Genomic DNA, 16,091 nt, shown 5'->3' on the forward strand with positions numbered 1-16,091 from the left:
CAGATGCTGCTGAAAGCTTGAGCAGACCCAGCCACCAGACATATATTAGTACGTATGTACTGATATCAGGCTATGGGGTCAGAGGGCTTCATTCAAGATCCGGCGACCAAAGAAACCAAGCGGTTCCATAGAGACGAGAGGAGCTGGATCAGAGACCCCAAGGTCTTTGTCGACACTGGGATACCGATACCGGGAGAACCACCACTCCTCAAGACACGCGTGCACCTGCGTAGGGACGCTGCAGAGCAGCTCTGGAAGGAGTTACATCGCGTTGGCTGGCAGCAGGTGGACCCTTGTTGGGGAGCCTCTGCTGAGCCGTAAAGCGGAAGGGGGTACGGGGTCAATGAAGTCCTCGTATGTACGTAATGACCCCTCAGAAATTTTTATTATTCTTTGAGATCCCTTGTATGGCTCAAATAAAAAAAAATTGCAGAAGAGTTTTTTAATGCTTTAACGGCATTCAAGGATCTTCTCTAGAAATCTCCGATCCCAGAAACTCAGTGAAACCTGCCGAGATAATGCCGATTGGGATTGCAATCACAGCGATCCCGCATATGGCAGTCAATGCTGCCACAAGTTTCCCCAGTGCTGTTATGGGATAGGTGTCCCCATATCCAACTGTCGTCACTGTAACTACAGACCACCACAGGCATCTTGGTATTGATCCAAACTGTTCTTCTTGTACACGCCCTTCCACTAAAAACATTAATACACTACTAATAAAAATAACAACTCCTGAATAAATGGCGGAAATTTGAAGTTCTTCTTTTTTGGCAGTCAGCGCTTGGTTGAAATACTTGATGCTTTTCCGAAAACGCTTTGAACGACCAACTCTTCCGATCCGCGTCAGTCTAATAATCCTGAGCAAATACAGTTCAGGGGAGATGAGACCAAAGATGGTTGGTGCGATTGCAATTAGATCCAGGATTGCCAAAGGCGTAATGGCGTAGTCCAAAGCACCTTGAATGCCTCTTCTTGCTCCGTCCCTAAGTGGAGCGACCCAGAGTCGCGCTACATATTCGATCAGGAAGATTATTGATAACGCGACATCAGCTTTTACGAGTAAATCTCCCAGTGATGATCGAATAACAGGTTCTGTAGCGATGATCGCCACTCCAATGGACAAGACGATCATCAGACCTATTGCCTTGACGGCATTAGTCGCCCTTCCTTGCTCGTCCGTAGAGTTCAACGAGTGGAAGAGTTTTTCTCGGAGAGTGTGCACGACAACTGGACTTTGCCAGTCCTTATCTTGCTGTAACTCATCGTTCGGCGCCACTAGCATCCTTTTCGCCAGATCCCCCCCCCTTGACCCAAACACCTGAAGCAGATGCAGAACAGGCGTGCTGGACGCAAGTTCGATCTAAACGGAAGAGATATGGGACCTTGTGGATGGTCTGAAGTAAGCCAGGACCTCATGCGTCTGTATGACCTGGCAGCTCTTCTCCTATGTCAGCGACCAACACTGCTACACGTTGCTGACCTGGGCAAGTGAGGTGCAGTCAAATACGTAATGACCTCTCAGAAATTTTAATTGATTGTTAGCAGGTACTGATTGATATTGGACTTGTCTTATAATGTCCATAGAGCTGCAATCTCCAATGAAAGCACTTTTTAGAATGTATAAGCCTGTTACTGTTGTGCTGACTAGCGCAATAAGCATCCTCTGTGTTCAACAGAAGGCAATTGCAGATGATCATGTCAGGATTGATAAGCCAGAAGACGAGACTTATGGTGAATTTACTAATGATTCAAACTATACAACTGAATATTCCGAAGGTGAAATCTCACAAGGACATAATAGATGCCTACAAGCAGCTGATTACAAGGGGTGTATGGAATACCAGGAAGGCTCAAATACGAGGATAACTGAAACTGGAAGTGAACCTGGGACTGTTGACGTAACAGAGCCAAAACCATATAACTACGATCCTGAGTCAGTTATGCAATTAAAAATTCGTGGCTCATATGGAAGGTATCTCACATTCATAGGGAAGACAGTCAATGAATATGCAGGCACTAGTGGTTACATGTTGCCTGGCTCGCCTGGATCTGTTAGTTGTAACACCTATGGAGGCTATGGAGCGTATTCCAGTACATATACCACTTGTAATAGATCAGGATATGTCGCACCTACATATGTACCTGGGACATCTGGTGGAGTGCAAAATAGAAAGTACCGCTATGAGCTGGATTGCCAAGATATGACGTTTGATCGAAAAGGTGATTATGCAGGAGGTATGTCAAACAAGGGATGGATGAGTGTGTATAATGATCCGACTGCTCAGGCTGTAGCAAATAGGTATTGTTCTTCAATTGGATCACTGCCAAGAGCCGCAGAGAGGTAAGAACAATGTTTGTATACGTCTTTAAATGAAAGCTTCACTGAACCAATGAACGGAAAACTCCTTGTCGTTGGAATCGTCACCTTCTTTATTGTTTTCTTTGTCTATGAGTCCTTGTTGATGCGCGGCTTACCACACTGAGTCACGTTATCAGTCTCCTCCGGCATAAGTAAATTCATTAACTCTTCCCGAAATAAGCTTTCTCCTCACAAGACGGAGTGTATCTGTTGCTCCGTAGTGGTGACCCTATAAGTAGTGACATCACTGCGGGGGCTGGCGTTCATAAGGACCCTGGTCATTGAGTGAGCTTTACTGTAGGACCAACAATACGAAGAGGTTCACCCGTCCAATCCTCTAAATCTTTCCTGAAAAACTTCCAGCCATTGCTGTCACCCGAAAATAATATTCGTGCATTTCTAATATCTGCAGAAGTGGTCTTATATTCGATACTGTATTCATAGTCAACAGCATTCGGACCATAGACACAAATGAAACCACAGTTCTTAGCATCTTGCGGAACTTGCCGTTCTGTTATTGAGAGAATCTGATTACTCTCAATCCCCTTGCTGTTGTCAACCAGCATTCGCCCCATTTTAAATTTAATCCTGCAATTATTACCCACCTTCTTGCACCACGCTTTGTGCGTCTTATTAGATGAAAATTTCAATGATTGCTCTCGGTCTACCTCTGCTGCTCCTAGATCAGCCCAAGCTGGAATGGTAGCCAAAAGTGAGGCACCAATAAAAGCAGCGGTAGCCAAGAAACGACGCACATGAGAAGTAGCTCTCAACATTTTCATTCTTTGATATTTACGTCAACTTGAACCCCGTCGCGATCTTTACAGTTGCGACAAGCCCTTTTTAAATCTCGCCAAAACTTTCGAGCTGTTGGGTAATGGGCTATCCATATTTCGGCAAATTCCAAGGAGCCATCGTCATTTCTGTACTCAATACCAAAAGTTAGACCATCCCAAACATAATTTCCCGACCAATCCTTTGTAATATACGTAATATCGTCGAAGTCAACAGAGTCTTTATCATTAACTGTTATTTTTCGTTCGCGAACGAAACTTTGCAATCGTTCCCCTTTTCTCCACACCATGCATCATAAGTCGCACTTTTGCTCTTAGACGCGGCTTCCCCTAGCCCTGAATGAACAGGCACCGCAAGCAGGGAGCTAGCAATCAGTAGAGGCAGAAGTAGTAGAAAGCGCATATCAAGCGGAGACTTACTAGTCTATTCTGATCCGTCTTGGCAATAGTGCCAACCAAGTTCTTCAGCCTCTGCCAGGTCTGCTCACAGAAACGCAGGCAACGAAAATTATCTGAGCTGCTAGTGGCATTTGTAAGTAACAGTTGATGTCTTAGAGGGGTTCACAAGTATTTTCATGCCCAAGACGCGGTGATACGCCAGACTTGGAGTCACTACTTCTCTTTGGCCGTTTTCAGCCCACTTCTTGAACTCCTCTACTTCTCGTTTGAAGGAGTCGGACATTGGTTCATTCATTTCTTTGAAGCCATTGTATTTGTGTTGATGTGGACATAGATAGAAGGGAGACCAGAAGGTTGTCTCTTTGTTTCCTTCACTCCCATTTGCTTGAGCCTGACTTTTTCACGTAGTTGATCTAAATAATTTGACACTGATAGATTGGTTTTAATTGTTTATTGATGATTGTGGTTGAACACCTTTACGGTCCTCCTCATAATCATCGAGCCAAACCCGGCCATCAATCCCATGCGTCTAGCTTCCTCCATGCGATACCTACGGCCAGTTCGTAGCCGTGGCATCGGTCCATAAACTCCAGGATTCTTCTCAAGACCAAATTCAAGCCACCAACCTTGGTTATTTGGAAGGTTCTGGGGTGGACTACATACCTTGCAGGTGCGTTCCATGGCAGCCTTGGCTGTCTTGGTGTCTATTCCTGCGTTCACGTACGTTGTAGCACCACAGGACTGGCACTCAATGACTGTCCTGACACGGTTATTGACTTTATTTTCTCAGACGTCAAGACTACACTTGTTAATACCTTGCTGATCGAGTGCTTTATCGGTGCTACCTATGCATTCCCGATAACAAGGCAGCTTACTGCAGAGACAGCTGCTTCTTGATACTTGCTATAACAAATGTCGTCCTATAGATGATCACTCCGGGATCAATACAGTATCAATCACGTGGATTGTGCCATTCGTAGCTTTGATATCTGCCTTCGTGACTGTGGAGTGGTCAATAAAAACCATTCCATCTTTTGTCTTGATTGTAATTGACTTACCATTGAGTGTTTCAGCACTAGACAACTTGACGACATCTGCAGCTTTTACATTTCCAGCAACAACGTGATACGTAAGGATATCAGTTAATTTCTCTTTGTTTGAAGGCTTTAACAACAATGCAACTGTCCCATCAGGAAGCTTTGCGAAGGCCTCATCTGTTGGTGCAAAAACGGTGAAAGGACCTTCACCCTTGAGTGCTCCTACTAATCCAGCCTCACCAAGCGCTGCCGCTAGGGTTTCAAAGCTGCCCGTAGTAACAGCCGTGTCAACTATGTCCATGGAGGGCATGGTGTGATCCTTATCACCCATATGACCTCCTGCGAAAGCGCTCGTAGAGGTCAACAGGCTTAGGGACAATGCGGCAGCCCCTAAACGAAGCGTGCGATGGAGAACTGACATTTGCGTGAATCAAAGTCCATAAATCTTAACAAGGCACCGGTCTCTTCGGTGAGACATCCTGGCTTGGCTCTGGTTTCAGTGAGCCATAGAAAGAGAAGGCGGGGCACGAAAAGATAAAACCTACAGAATTGACAGGATGCAGTTGCTACCTGTCAACCCTGCAGATCTGATCGAAGACGCTTGGCGTAAATTCTTTTGCATGCTTCACTTTCTTACTACCTTTGTCTGCTGTGGAAGAGGATGCTTATAACCTTGACTTCTGATGTAGTCAGCCAATTGTTCAAGCTCGTTTTTCTGATAAGTCATATTTGACAACTTCTGTTCTCTGCTTTTCTGGATGTGATCACTATTGATTTGATTGTTCATTGATAAATGACTATTGTGATTTTTGATCAATCAGATATTAGATTAAAGATTGGGTATTAGTTCACCTACATCACGAAGGACGTAGGAGACTAATACCAATACGAACCATTGGAATTGAACCAATGCAAGGTCACCAGACGTTCGTTGAGCTAAACATACCCATCCATAAGGACGGCTTTTTTTATGACATGTGATTTAGATGAACCAGTACACCCAATCTGGTTGCTAACGGCCAATCACCTCCGTTAGCTAAGACAACCAACAGGTAATGCTCCTGTTTTTTATTCGCTTGAAGGTTGTTGTATCCATACAGTATGAATAGTAATATCAAGATGTCCCTTCAATGGACATAGTGATATTCAGATTCAAGCTCGGTAAAAAGATCAAGTAAACCTATTTATTTAACTTGCTGTTTGTTTTGTCCATCCACTAAACAAAGGGTTGATAAGTAGAAACACAAAGCGTTTCCAAGATCAACCAGGAGTTAGTACAAGTTAAATACAATGTGTCTTTTGGTTTACTTGTCTTTGGGCGGTACTTACGAAATGTCCGTCTCGCTGCGCTCGACCTGGACATTAATAAAGGGGATGGTTTGTCATCCCCAAAGGTACAAAAGGAAGAGTACACCCACTCCCTTCCCCCTGTATAACTGACCACTCTAATTAAACCCAGGTGGGGACTGATGTCTTAGGGTTACCTCTAACTTGCCTGCTTAGCCCTAGCAGAAGCAGTGGCTGTGAAAAATGACATGGCATGTCTTACTGCATCAATCATGTCAGGGTGAACCACACGATAAATCCGATGTTTACTACCTTTAGATGACGGCATTAAGCCTTCAGCCTGAATAAAACCTTTGTCAAGGAGCAAATCAATGGCATTAATTACCTTTGCTTTCCCCATACTAAGTGTTTCAGCAATGGCCTTGTGTGACCAATTTGTTGTGCCACCACAGTCTCTACGATCTTTCCATTTCCTGTACATCCGTTTATCATATCGTAGATCCTGATACGCAGATTGATACATCAGGCTATACACGGCTACTGCTGCATAGCCCAATTTTGCTATTTCGGTAATTGGAGGAACGGTGTCTTTAAGAATAACTGTCATTTAGATAATACTTACTTGTGTTCTATTTGGAACGCATTAGTTGACTAGGTTGTGATCAGGGTCGGATCGTCAGATCCCCCTATATAAGGGTCGGGTCTCCAGATCCCCCTGTATAAGTGTCGGATCGCCAGATCCCCCTGTATACGTGTCGGATTGCTGCTTCCCCCTATATAACTGAGGGGTCTCTACTTCCCCCTGTATAAGGGTCGGATTGCGTGACGGTATTGAACCTGGCTGGCCACTCAGAGACGCCATACGCGTCTGTATTGATTACTAGATCCTTCTGTGACGGAATCCCTTTGTTTTGCATTTTGGATACCTTGTAGAGGCATATAGGGGTCTCTGGCGCTTTTGTGATTGTGACTCCTTTGACTTGACGTGCTCACAATGCCGCCTGAACCCGATTACAAGTAATTGCTAGTGATTGTGAAATTGATTGAACTTTTGTAGTATTTGAGCAAGCTTACGAATGATGCTGGACAGCCTTGTCCATTTTGTCTCTTCAAAGTCTTAGAGAAGATTCACAGCTCGCTCCAATTCACTCCAAGGAGTAGCGCCATATGCCATAGAAATAGAATTAGGTGTGTGGCCAAGCAAAGTAACGACAACAGCCTCATTCATGTTATGTGCTCTCAATATGGTTGCAGCTCTGTCTCTAAAACCTTTGGGAGTTATTCCAACTATTTTCCTACACGGCTTTGAAAGATTGACTCCCCAACGCTTATTAGCCCCTTGGTACTGACCCGGCCACAAAAGATCTTTCCTTTCGCGCATCTCAATAGACAATGACTTCAATCTTGGATGAATTGGAATTGACCTCGCAGAGGAATCGCTCTTCAAGGGTCTTAACGCATTGGGTCGGATCAGTATCCGGTCATCAAGCAGGTCTTCTGCTTGCAAGCCAGCAATCTCAGCAAGTCGAGCACCAGTGAAATAAAGGAACTTGAAAATCTCTATCTGTTGACCCGACCCATTCCACTGTGATGGATCGGTGATTGTGACATCAAGTTTTCTGACTTTAACGACCTTGATCCGTGTATTTAAGCCCTTGAATATATGGGTGCAATCGGGTCGTAGTTCACAAAGCACTGACCAGAGTCCACAAAGAAATGCGAGACGCGTTTTGACAGTTGAAGGACTTAGACGTGACAGCAACGAGGAGCGATAAGCAACGGCGTGTTGGCGTGAAGCAGACGTTGGGTACGTGACTGCAGAGTGTGCCAAGAAATCGTCCAAGGCAGCCTTCCAAGCGATCTCCGTCCGTGCTGCAGGTGACTTCAGTGCCTTGGCCTGCTGGATCAGCTCTTCTTTGGAAAGGTGGTCTGGTGGCTGCTTCTCACCCTTCAAAATCGCTCTGTATCTGGCCGCTTGATCGAGAGTTATCGACCCTTCCTCAACCTCAACATCACAGCCAGTAAGCAGCGTTTCAACAATTTCTGGATCAGACAGATCAAACCGTTGAGGAACCAAATCAATTAGCTCGTCGCCAGTCAGTGAAACCTCATTGCGAGCCTCAGCAATCAGTCGATCTGTCTTTGCTGCAAATGCAGCTGAGAGCCTCTGTGCGACGCGGTAGGTCGATCCAGCAGCCTCAACCCAAATCGTTTTGCCTATGACTGGCTGAACGTCCTTGGGAACGCCACGCTGCAACTGGTAACCATTGCGGGCCTGACGCACGTATGTCGGATGCTTCCGAAAAGGCACCTTTAGTCACAGTTTTAGTCACACCCTAGTCAGCCAAAAGCCAGATGGACACAAACAAGCTGCGATCACAATGTCCAGCCCTGCTCAACAAGACCTACTTCAACTACGGCGGCCAAGGCCCCCTGCCGACGCCATCGCTGGAGGCGATCCAGGCCAGCTGGCGGCGCATTCAGGAGCTGGGCCCCTTCACCACGGATGTATGGCCATTCATCGGGGCCGAGGTGTCCAGCACCCGGCGGCGCCTCGCCCAGCTCTGCGGCGTGGCCCCCCATCGCCTGGCCCTCAGTGAAAACGTCACGAGCGGTTGTGTGCTGCCGCTGTGGGGACTGCCCTTCGACAGTGGCGATCGTCTGCTGATCAGCGACTGCGAACACCCTGGGGTTGTGGCCGCCTGCGTGGAGCTGGCCCGGCGTGAGGGGCTGACGATCGACACCCTGCCGGTGAAGCAGCTGCGCGGCGATCAACCCAGCACCGATGCGGGCGTGATGGACGCCCTGGAGCAGAGCCTCACCCCCCGCTCGCGGCTGGTGGTGCTGAGTCATCTGCTCTGGAACACGGGCCAGATCATGCCCATCCCCGCCGTCGCGGAACGGCTCGCCCAGCACCCCCAGGCGCCCTATCTGCTGGTGGATGCCGCCCAGAGTTTCGGGCAGATTCCTGTGCAGGACGCTGCTGCCGCCGCTGACATCTATGCCTTCACCGGCCACAAGTGGGCCTGTGGCCCGGAAGGCCTGGGTGGCGTGGCCCTGTCGGAACGGGTGCTGAACGAAGGCCAACCTACCGTGATCGGCTGGCGCAGCTTGCAGGATGAAAGCAAAGCGGACCTGAGCAGCTCCGATCCGTTCCACCACGACAGCCGCCGTTTTGAAGTCGCCACCAGCTGCGTGCCCCTGATGGCGGGCCTGCGCTGTTCGCTGGAGTTATTGGACCAGGAAGGATCGGCGGAAACCCGACTGATGCGGATCCGTCAGCTCAGTGGTGATCTCTGGAGCGGACTGCGGGAGATGCCTGGAGTCAAGCCTCTGATGGAGGTGCCACCGGCCAGTGGCCTGGTGAGCTTTCAGCTGAGCTGTGACGCAGCTCCTGCAGAGGTGGTGCAGCAACTTGGCCAACAGGGCCTGTGGATCCGCGACCTGGCGGACCCCAGCTGCCTGCGCGCCTGCACCCATGTGACCACAACTGAGGCTGAAACGGAGGCACTGACGACGGCAATTGCACGATATTGACAACATATCCTATTGATATATCACCCATTTCGTGCCTCTCAGCGTCGCTGTCTCAGGGCCTGCTCCGCCTGCTCGCGGTCATCAAAATGCACCTTCTCCGTACCGAGAATTTGATAGTCCTCATGGCCCTTGCCGGCGATCAGCACCAGGTCCGCTGGTGATGCTTCAGCAATGCCCTCCGCAATCGCCCTGGCCCGGTCGCGCTCAACCCTGAGTTCGGTGCCGGATGGAATGCCCGCCACCACATCGGCCAGGATCTGATCAGGATCTTCTGTGCGCGGGTTGTCAGAGGTGACCACGACCCGATCCGCCAACCGGGCCGCAATCGCTGCCATCTGAGGCCGCTTGCCCCGATCCCTGTCGCCGCCGCAGCCAAACACGCAGACCAGCCGACCCGCCGCAAATGGTCGAGACGCCGCCAGTGCATTCTCGAGACCATCGGGGGTGTGGGCGTAATCCACCAGAACAGTCGGCAACGCGGCAGCTTCAGCCCCCTCAACGACCACCCGTTCCATGCGGCCGGGCACACCCCGGAAGCTACCGACGGCCTCCAGCAGCGGATCGAGGGGCAGACCCCGTTGCAGCAGGACCCCCACCGACTGCAACAGGTTCATCAGGTTGAAGCGCCCCAGCAGCGGAGAATGGAATGCGCAGGATCCAACGGGACTGATCAAGCGTCCGCTGACGCCCTGTCCGGTCATCTGCAGGTCAGCCATCTGCAACTCCGCCTGCGGGTCCGCCAGGGAGCTGCACCAGCAGCGCTCCCCCAGTTGCTCAGCAAGCCGGCTCCCCCAGGGGTCATCGCCATTGACCACCGCCGCTGGTCCATCTCCCTCCAGCAGTGGAGCCGCAAACAGACGAGTCTTGGCCTCGAAATAGGCCTCCATCGTCTGGTGGTAATCGAGATGGTCCTGGGTGAGGTTGGTGAACACCGCCCCCGCGAAGCGACACCCCGCCACCCGATCCTGCACCAGGGCATGGGAACTCACCTCCATCGCCGCCAGCTGACTCCCCGCCCTGGCTGCGTTGGCCAGCTGGGCCTGCAGGCGATCCGCCACCGATGTGGTGTGGGTCGCCGTGATGCTGTGGCCAGGCCATCGGTTGACCAGGGTGCCGAACAGGGCGGTGGGCCGACCGGCTTGGACCGCCAGATGCTCGATCAGATGGGTTGTGGTGGTTTTGCCATTGGTGCCGGTGACACCGATCAGCCCCATCCGATGGCAGGGATGTCCCCAGTAAGCGGCCGCCAATTCACCGACGGTGCGCGCCACCGAATCCGCTACCACCACCACCGGCTGGCCAGCCCCGGGGGGGAATTCTTGCGCTGCGGCAGGACCGATCACTGCTGCTGCGGCGCCATCCTGCAGCGCCTGATGCCAGAAACGACCGCCATCAACCCGCTCGCCCGGCAGCCCTAGGAACAGTGTTCCCTCTCCCACCAGGCGCGAATCACTGGTGATGGACGAGATCGGGAGGTCAGCCAATGCGGCAGGGACGTCCAGGCCGACATCGCGCAGCAGGGCATGCAACGACTGACCCATGCGATCGGCCACAACTCGGCTCGTTCTAAGCCGATCCAGAGGGGTTGGACAGCGCCCGTTGCAACCAGTTGAACAGGCCCTCACCGGACAGCCGCGGCGAGACCCGTGGCAGCTCTCGGCCCTGGACCATCAGCACCGGCACTTCAAGGTCGTAGCGGGCCTTCAGTTCGGGTGTCACGCCAGCCCCATCCAGGTCAATCACCTGCAGGGTGACCCCGAGCCCCATCAGGTTCAGGGCTTCGAGGCGCTGTTCGAGCCCCTCACACAGGCAGCAGCCCTGGCGGCTGTAGAGCACCAGCTCCTGCATCAGTCCGGCACCGGATCGCAACCACAGGGGGTGAAGGGGTGGCAGCGCAACAGCCGCCGAACAGTGAGCCACCCTCCTTTCCAGGGACCATGCCGCTGAATCGCCTCCAGGCCATAGGCGCTGCAGGTGGGAGTGAAACGACAACGCGGACCGATCAGCGGCGAAATGAAACGCCGGTAAAAGCCGATCAACGCCAGCATCACCCAGGCCAGGCCACGGTTCAAGCTGGTGACGATGGGAGCCAGTGGGCTGCCCGATACAGTGGTTGGTTCGTGCACTGGCGAAGGCACCTGGGGCTGATCCGGTTCCAGCATGCCCAAACCCGGCACGAATCCAACCTCTACCTTCCCATCCATGGCTCGATACCGCGGCCCTCGTCTGAGGATCACGCGGCGCTTGGGAGACCTCCCTGGTCTCACCCGGAAGGCCGCAAAGCGGTCCTATCCCCCCGGTCAGCACGGCCAAGCCCGTCGCAAGCGCTCTGAATACGCAATCCGTCTCGAAGAAAAGCAGAAGCTTCGCTTCAACTACGGCATCTCCGAGCGTCAGCTCGTGCGTTACGTGAAGAAAGCGCGCGCCCAGGAGGGTTCCACCGGAACCAACCTGCTCAAGCTGCTCGAGAACCGTCTCGACAATGTCTGTTTCCGCCTGGGCTTCGGTCCCACCGTGCCCGGCGCCCGTCAGCTGGTGAACCACGGCCACGTCACCGTCAACGGCCGCGTCACCGATATCGCCAGCTACCAGTGCAAGGCCGGCGATGTGATCGCCATCCGCGAGCGCAAGTGCAGCAAGCAGCTGGCTGAAGCCAACCTCGAGTTCCCGGGTCTGGCCAACGTGCCGTCCCACCTGGAACTGGACAAGGCCAAGCTCAACGCCAAGGTCACCGGTCGCTGTGAACGCGAATGGGTTGCCCTGGAGATCAACGAACTGCTGGTGGTGGAGTACTACTCCAGAAAGGTTTAAGTTCGGTTCATAACGAGAGCTCTCAGCTTTTTACGAGTACCCATTCAAACTTTATTCAATCTCCTGATACCGTTCAATAAAAACGGTATCAGGAGACTTTTTTTGATTTTTTCCTTTTAGTTAAACACCATTTTGTCTAATTAATTAGCGTCTGATACATTACCCTTGAAAGCAATCTAATGCCATCGTCATCTTTCAAAGTTTGAAAATCAGGCATATTATTGTAAAAAATTGACAAATCTTCTAGCAATTCAGGATGAAATTGGAAAGTAAACGATTTTCGTATTTTTTGAGTTTGAAAATCTAAATAATTTATGCAAGTAGCTGCTACTTCTGTGCAGACTTCTCCATTTATACGAGTTGAGCAAACAATTTCAACAGATGTTGGTAGATTCAAAATCCAAGATAGATCTGATATCAATATCTTCTTTCTTATAGGATAAACTGCCTTGTGCAATTCTCCGAATGCCCAATTAGCAAAAAGAATTGCTTCCTGGTTAACTACATCGCTATGAAACATTTCTATATGGAGGTTTTTTTCATATGTAATAAATTTTTCGACAACACCCAGTTCATGCTCGTGAGATAGCTCATGACACATAAGTAAATTTGAAAATTCATCACTAGGATGCAGTCCAGAATGCGAATATTTCTTTAGGTCTACTTTGCCGACCTCAGGCTTATGGTTAAGCGCAACTGCAAAACAACTATCATTCCAGCCTTTTGCAACTATCTTTTCATTTCTATAAACACATAAACTTTCTCCAACCAAGATAATTTCCGTACACTTCTTCCTGAGGTTGTCTAGATAGTAATTACTATCTTCAGAATTAATCAAAAATGATAAACAGTCATCAGTCGCTCTTTTGATTATCTCTATATGAGCCTGAGCAGCAAGTTGATGACCTAGGCAAATAAATATAGCAGGAGATGAGTTTGAATCCCTTGAAAGTATAATTTCCTCAGCAACTTCTTGCAAATCTTCTAGCTTAATACTTGTATCATCAAAGCTTTTGCAATCTTTTAAAGTTGGATAACCCCCCTCTACGAAACACATAATACAGTTTTTAATCAATTCTATTAAAAGTTCATTATTTAAAGGACCAGCCTCCCAGAGTGGTATCAATATTGAATCGCAGTCGGCTATATATTGAGACAAGTACGCAATATTTATAGATGCTTTAACCTCATTCCCATATGGATTTACGCCGACATGCTTAGCGGGCTCTATTATACAAATAGAATTTCTATAAATTCCAGGATATTTTAGAATTTCTTTTAAATCATTATTCGATCTTACAACTCTTTCCAAAGGACCTTCTTCTCCCCATTGACTATTGGCAAGTAAATCCAATTTCTTATCATAAAAAGGTTCAAGCAAACTATTTGAATCTCTATCATTTATGAAATCGGCCAAAAGAAATTCAATACTTGTTCGATTTGATTTTCCAGGCCTGAAAAAGCCAGCCATAGCTTTAAATACTAACATTTTCCATATTAGCTTCTTTGTCAACCGTATTTTAGTATCTAGTACGACAGAGTGGCATAGCATTAGCACTTTAATGATAATTAAAACGTAATCGATAGTGAAATAGAATGTCTATTTATTGCTTATCTAGTGTGTCAAGCGTCCACTCACAAGGGCGAGCAATCAAGATCTCGTTGACCACTGTATTGGGAGCTGCTGAGGCATTTATTGCCAAGTACGCAGAGTGGATCAATAGTCACGGCGTTGATCTCACCTCGGCTCAACCAAGCGAATGGGCGGCTAGCTAAAAATCAGTGTTGGCAGCGGTTCAGATCCTTAGAGCGTTCTGTGTCAGAAGGTCAGCGGCATAACCAACGCTTAGCCAGCTCCAGGAGCCCAACCAGCCTCAGTACGCCAAGTTGGTGCTAGAGCTTGCACCGGTTTTTATGCGTGCTGAAGTTTTCCAGATGGTTCGTTCCAATACAGTTCACACCCCTAAAGGAGCTTTATAACGGACTTACAACTGAAGGAGGTGCCATGAGTCGATCAAGGTCGTACAACCGCTTTCATCGTTATCTGGCTCGGCAGAAACGCTGTGGACTGCGCTCCGTCCTGCCGCAGTACCAGATGGAGTATGAGTACTACGGAACGCCCATTGATCACAGCCAAGACATGCTCAACAGGCTGAAAAGACGTGAAATCGAGCTTGAGCTGCTGGAAGCTCAGGCCTGACTAACTAATTAGCCAGCTTCAGGAGCCCAACCAGTTTCAGCACGCCACGTTGGTGCCCAGAGCTTGCAACTCTTCTGAGAAGGGCGCCTGGGCCAGCTGGCCTCAGAGCCTTCGGTGGAACGCCCAACGTGATCGACATTAATTGAACGGGCAGAACGTTGAGCTCAGCTCGCTTTGACTGACTTCTCAGAGCTAGAGGCGCATCCCGGCAATCGTGACTTCGAGAGAGTCAATGCACTGGTCTGCATGGGCTGGGAAGGCATCGAGTCAGCAGCAGTCCAAGAAGAGCCAACAGCAGAACTCTTCATCGCAGAAGACAAGAGCTTCGTTGAATGCACATGGACCGCAGGCTTCAGCCTGAGTTCAGGCTCCTACGAGTTTTACGGCGAGGGCGAGACCTACACCGGTGAAGAGGATGCTGTCGAGAAGTACGACACCAGTTCACTGGAGGGCGGCCTTCAGGTTGCAGTGAGAGTTCTTGAGGAATTGCTTGGCGTTGACCAAGTCGAATCAGCAAGAAAGATCGTTGAGCAACTTCAGGAGACCAATCCAGAGTGATTCCGGCTTAGTTCCTGAACAGCGCCGCCTCCGTATTCACTGCGCATTCCTAATCAACTCGTCAAACTAGTCCAACCAAAAAGAAACCCCCGCTTGAGGCAGGGGCTTGGGATCTGATTCAGCCTTGATCACTTGGTGTAAGAAGCACCTCGGTAGGTCAGGCGTGGATGAGCGTTGCGAGCGACTTCTTCGCGGCAGGTGTTGTAGTGCTCGCGGCGGTAGGTCAGCTCGACACAAGCTTTGAGCGAAGGTGCTTGGGCTTCGTAGGAGTGACCTCTGTAGAGAAGAGCAGTCATGGTTTGTCCCTCAGAAAATTCCAAGTCCCCGTTCCGTGGCTTGGAGTGTCTGCGCCCCTGCGTACAGAGGTGAACGTTTTGTAGCAGATGCTACAGACAGATCATACGCCCGGGTCAAGCCCATGAACGTGCGTAACAACCTCGCTTAATCGCCCGCGCAGGTTTGTCGCTATTTGTCTTTGTTGAGCCAAGTGCCTGATGGGACAAGGCATATACTCAAACCCTACTCAAACTCTAAAAACAGGGTCAAAAAGCAATGCAGCACTGAAAACGTGGACTACTCCAGAAAGGTCTGATCCGTTTCAAGACCTCTGTGTCCCCCGATGCGCAACCCTGGGTTCAGGGTTGCGTTTTTCTTTGGCTGATCCCCAGATACTGCAGGCGCTCACAAGCCGGGACGGTGCAGAAAACTTTTCCAAACTCCAGCCCCCATTAACCGAAAAAGGTGGCAGGACTTTTTCTTAAGGCAAGAGAATCTGATTCCAAGCAGTCACTCGGCGATTTTCAAAGACTGCTCTAAATGATTAACGTGTCTTTCCAGGGTGATTTCACGACGGTGCATCTCAAGCTCACGCTCATGGGTTTTCTCATCGATCCTGGTGCGGCCGCCATTCATCATCTCCGAGTAAGTCAGAGCTCTTGGCTTTTTTCGAGGAAGGTCATGTTCGTGCATCCAAGTCACTGATTAATCGACTAACGTAATGACCAACCTAGTGGCACTCAAGGAAATGTCACCCTAATGCACCAATTCAGACCAGAATCTTAAGAATTCGGCTCAGACAATTCAAACAAGCGCCCAACACATTAATT

General features: G+C 49.7%; 17 protein-coding genes. 6 read left to right on the forward strand and 11 right to left on the reverse strand.

Annotation, left to right across the window (positions count from 1 at the left end):
• Positions 1-72 precede the first annotated feature (72 nt).
• Complete coding sequence (locus SynA1528_RS08495) at positions 73-321, forward strand: DUF1651 domain-containing protein (RefSeq protein WP_186586387.1); 249 nt, start codon at positions 73-75, stop codon at positions 319-321.
• Positions 322-460: 139 nt separating this feature from the next.
• Here the strand turns inward: SynA1528_RS08495 and SynA1528_RS08500 are convergent, their stop codons facing one another.
• Positions 461-1,279 carry an ion transporter gene (locus SynA1528_RS08500; protein ID WP_286187790.1) on the reverse strand — a complete coding sequence of 273 codons (819 nt, stop codon included), beginning with the start codon at positions 1,277-1,279 and terminating at the stop codon, positions 461-463.
• 298 nt (positions 1,280-1,577) lie between these two features.
• Between SynA1528_RS08500 and SynA1528_RS08505 the strand changes: the two genes are divergently transcribed.
• Positions 1,578-2,348: a hypothetical protein gene (locus SynA1528_RS08505; RefSeq protein WP_186586389.1), complete on the forward strand. Its 771-nt coding sequence runs from the start codon at positions 1,578-1,580 to the stop codon at positions 2,346-2,348.
• Positions 2,349-2,640: 292 nt separating this feature from the next.
• Here the strand turns inward: SynA1528_RS08505 and SynA1528_RS08510 are convergent, their stop codons facing one another.
• The 4 genes from SynA1528_RS08510 to SynA1528_RS08530 all read right to left on the reverse strand — a co-directional run bounded on the left by SynA1528_RS08510 (position 2,641) and on the right by SynA1528_RS08530 (position 8,163).
• Complete coding sequence (locus SynA1528_RS08510; RefSeq protein ID WP_186586390.1) at positions 2,641-3,105, reverse strand: hypothetical protein; 465 nt, start codon at positions 3,103-3,105, stop codon at positions 2,641-2,643.
• A 1,380-nt stretch (positions 3,106-4,485) separates the two neighbouring features.
• On the reverse strand, positions 4,486-4,902 hold the full coding sequence (locus SynA1528_RS08520) for a fasciclin domain-containing protein (RefSeq protein ID WP_222930181.1): 417 nt from the start codon (positions 4,900-4,902) through the stop codon (positions 4,486-4,488).
• Between the two features lie 1,176 nt (positions 4,903-6,078).
• A complete protein-coding gene (locus SynA1528_RS08525) occupies positions 6,079-6,486 on the reverse strand; it encodes a hypothetical protein (RefSeq protein WP_186586393.1) in 408 nt (135 codons plus the stop codon).
• 510 nt (positions 6,487-6,996) lie between these two features.
• Positions 6,997-8,163 (reverse strand): site-specific integrase, encoded by a 1,167-nt coding sequence (locus SynA1528_RS08530; RefSeq protein ID WP_186586394.1) that lies wholly within the window; start codon positions 8,161-8,163, stop codon positions 6,997-6,999.
• Positions 8,164-8,234: 71 nt separating this feature from the next.
• Here SynA1528_RS08530 and SynA1528_RS08535 point away from each other — a divergent pair, with 71 nt between their 5' ends.
• Positions 8,235-9,416, forward strand: coding sequence for an aminotransferase class V-fold PLP-dependent enzyme (locus tag SynA1528_RS08535; RefSeq protein ID WP_186586395.1), 1,182 nt, complete (start codon positions 8,235-8,237; stop codon positions 9,414-9,416).
• A 38-nt stretch (positions 9,417-9,454) separates the two neighbouring features.
• Here the strand turns inward: SynA1528_RS08535 and SynA1528_RS08540 are convergent, their stop codons facing one another.
• The 3 genes from SynA1528_RS08540 to yidD are packed head-to-tail and all read right to left on the reverse strand — an operon-like array spanning position 9,455 to position 11,542.
• Positions 9,455-10,957, reverse strand: a complete 1,503-nt coding sequence (locus tag SynA1528_RS08540) for a UDP-N-acetylmuramoyl-L-alanyl-D-glutamate--2,6-diaminopimelate ligase (RefSeq protein WP_186588364.1) — start codon at positions 10,955-10,957, stop codon at positions 9,455-9,457.
• Positions 10,958-10,982: 25 nt separating this feature from the next.
• Positions 10,983-11,264: a glutaredoxin family protein gene (locus SynA1528_RS08545; RefSeq protein WP_186586396.1), complete on the reverse strand. Its 282-nt coding sequence runs from the start codon at positions 11,262-11,264 to the stop codon at positions 10,983-10,985.
• Complete coding sequence (gene yidD, locus SynA1528_RS08550; RefSeq protein WP_502707745.1) at positions 11,264-11,542, reverse strand: membrane protein insertion efficiency factor YidD; 279 nt, start codon at positions 11,540-11,542, stop codon at positions 11,264-11,266. Before yidD ends, SynA1528_RS08545 begins: the two co-directional genes overlap by 1 nt.
• Positions 11,543-11,618: 76 nt before the next feature.
• Here yidD and rpsD point away from each other — a divergent pair, with 76 nt between their 5' ends.
• Positions 11,619-12,227 carry a 30S ribosomal protein S4 gene (rpsD, locus tag SynA1528_RS08555; RefSeq protein WP_186586397.1) on the forward strand — a complete coding sequence of 203 codons (609 nt, stop codon included), beginning with the start codon at positions 11,619-11,621 and terminating at the stop codon, positions 12,225-12,227.
• Positions 12,228-12,363: 136 nt separating this feature from the next.
• Here rpsD and SynA1528_RS08560 read toward each other — a convergent pair whose 3' ends face one another.
• Entirely contained in the window at positions 12,364-13,698 is a 1,335-nt protein-coding gene (locus SynA1528_RS08560; RefSeq protein ID WP_186586398.1) for a hypothetical protein, read from the reverse strand.
• 534 nt (positions 13,699-14,232) lie between these two features.
• On the opposite strand from SynA1528_RS08560, the gene SynA1528_RS08565 reads away from it, so the two are divergent.
• Positions 14,233-14,427 carry a hypothetical protein gene (locus SynA1528_RS08565; RefSeq protein ID WP_186586399.1) on the forward strand — a complete coding sequence of 65 codons (195 nt, stop codon included), beginning with the start codon at positions 14,233-14,235 and terminating at the stop codon, positions 14,425-14,427.
• A gap of 174 nt (positions 14,428-14,601) precedes the next feature.
• The gene (locus SynA1528_RS08570) at positions 14,602-14,985 is read left to right on the forward strand and encodes a hypothetical protein (RefSeq protein WP_186586400.1); all 384 of its coding nucleotides are present in this window, start codon (positions 14,602-14,604) and stop codon (positions 14,983-14,985) included.
• Between the two features lie 128 nt (positions 14,986-15,113).
• On the opposite strand, the gene SynA1528_RS08575 is transcribed toward SynA1528_RS08570, so the two are convergent.
• On the reverse strand, positions 15,114-15,281 hold the full coding sequence (locus SynA1528_RS08575; protein WP_186496806.1) for a DUF4278 domain-containing protein: 168 nt from the start codon (positions 15,279-15,281) through the stop codon (positions 15,114-15,116).
• Between the two features lie 490 nt (positions 15,282-15,771).
• Positions 15,772-15,954, reverse strand: a complete 183-nt coding sequence (locus SynA1528_RS08580; protein ID WP_186586401.1) for a hypothetical protein — start codon at positions 15,952-15,954, stop codon at positions 15,772-15,774.
• Positions 15,955-16,091: the final 137 nt, after the last annotated feature.

It is taken from the genome of Synechococcus sp. A15-28, from assembly GCF_014280175.1.
In the GTDB taxonomy this organism is placed as follows: Bacteria; Cyanobacteriota; Cyanobacteriia; order PCC-6307; family Cyanobiaceae; genus Parasynechococcus.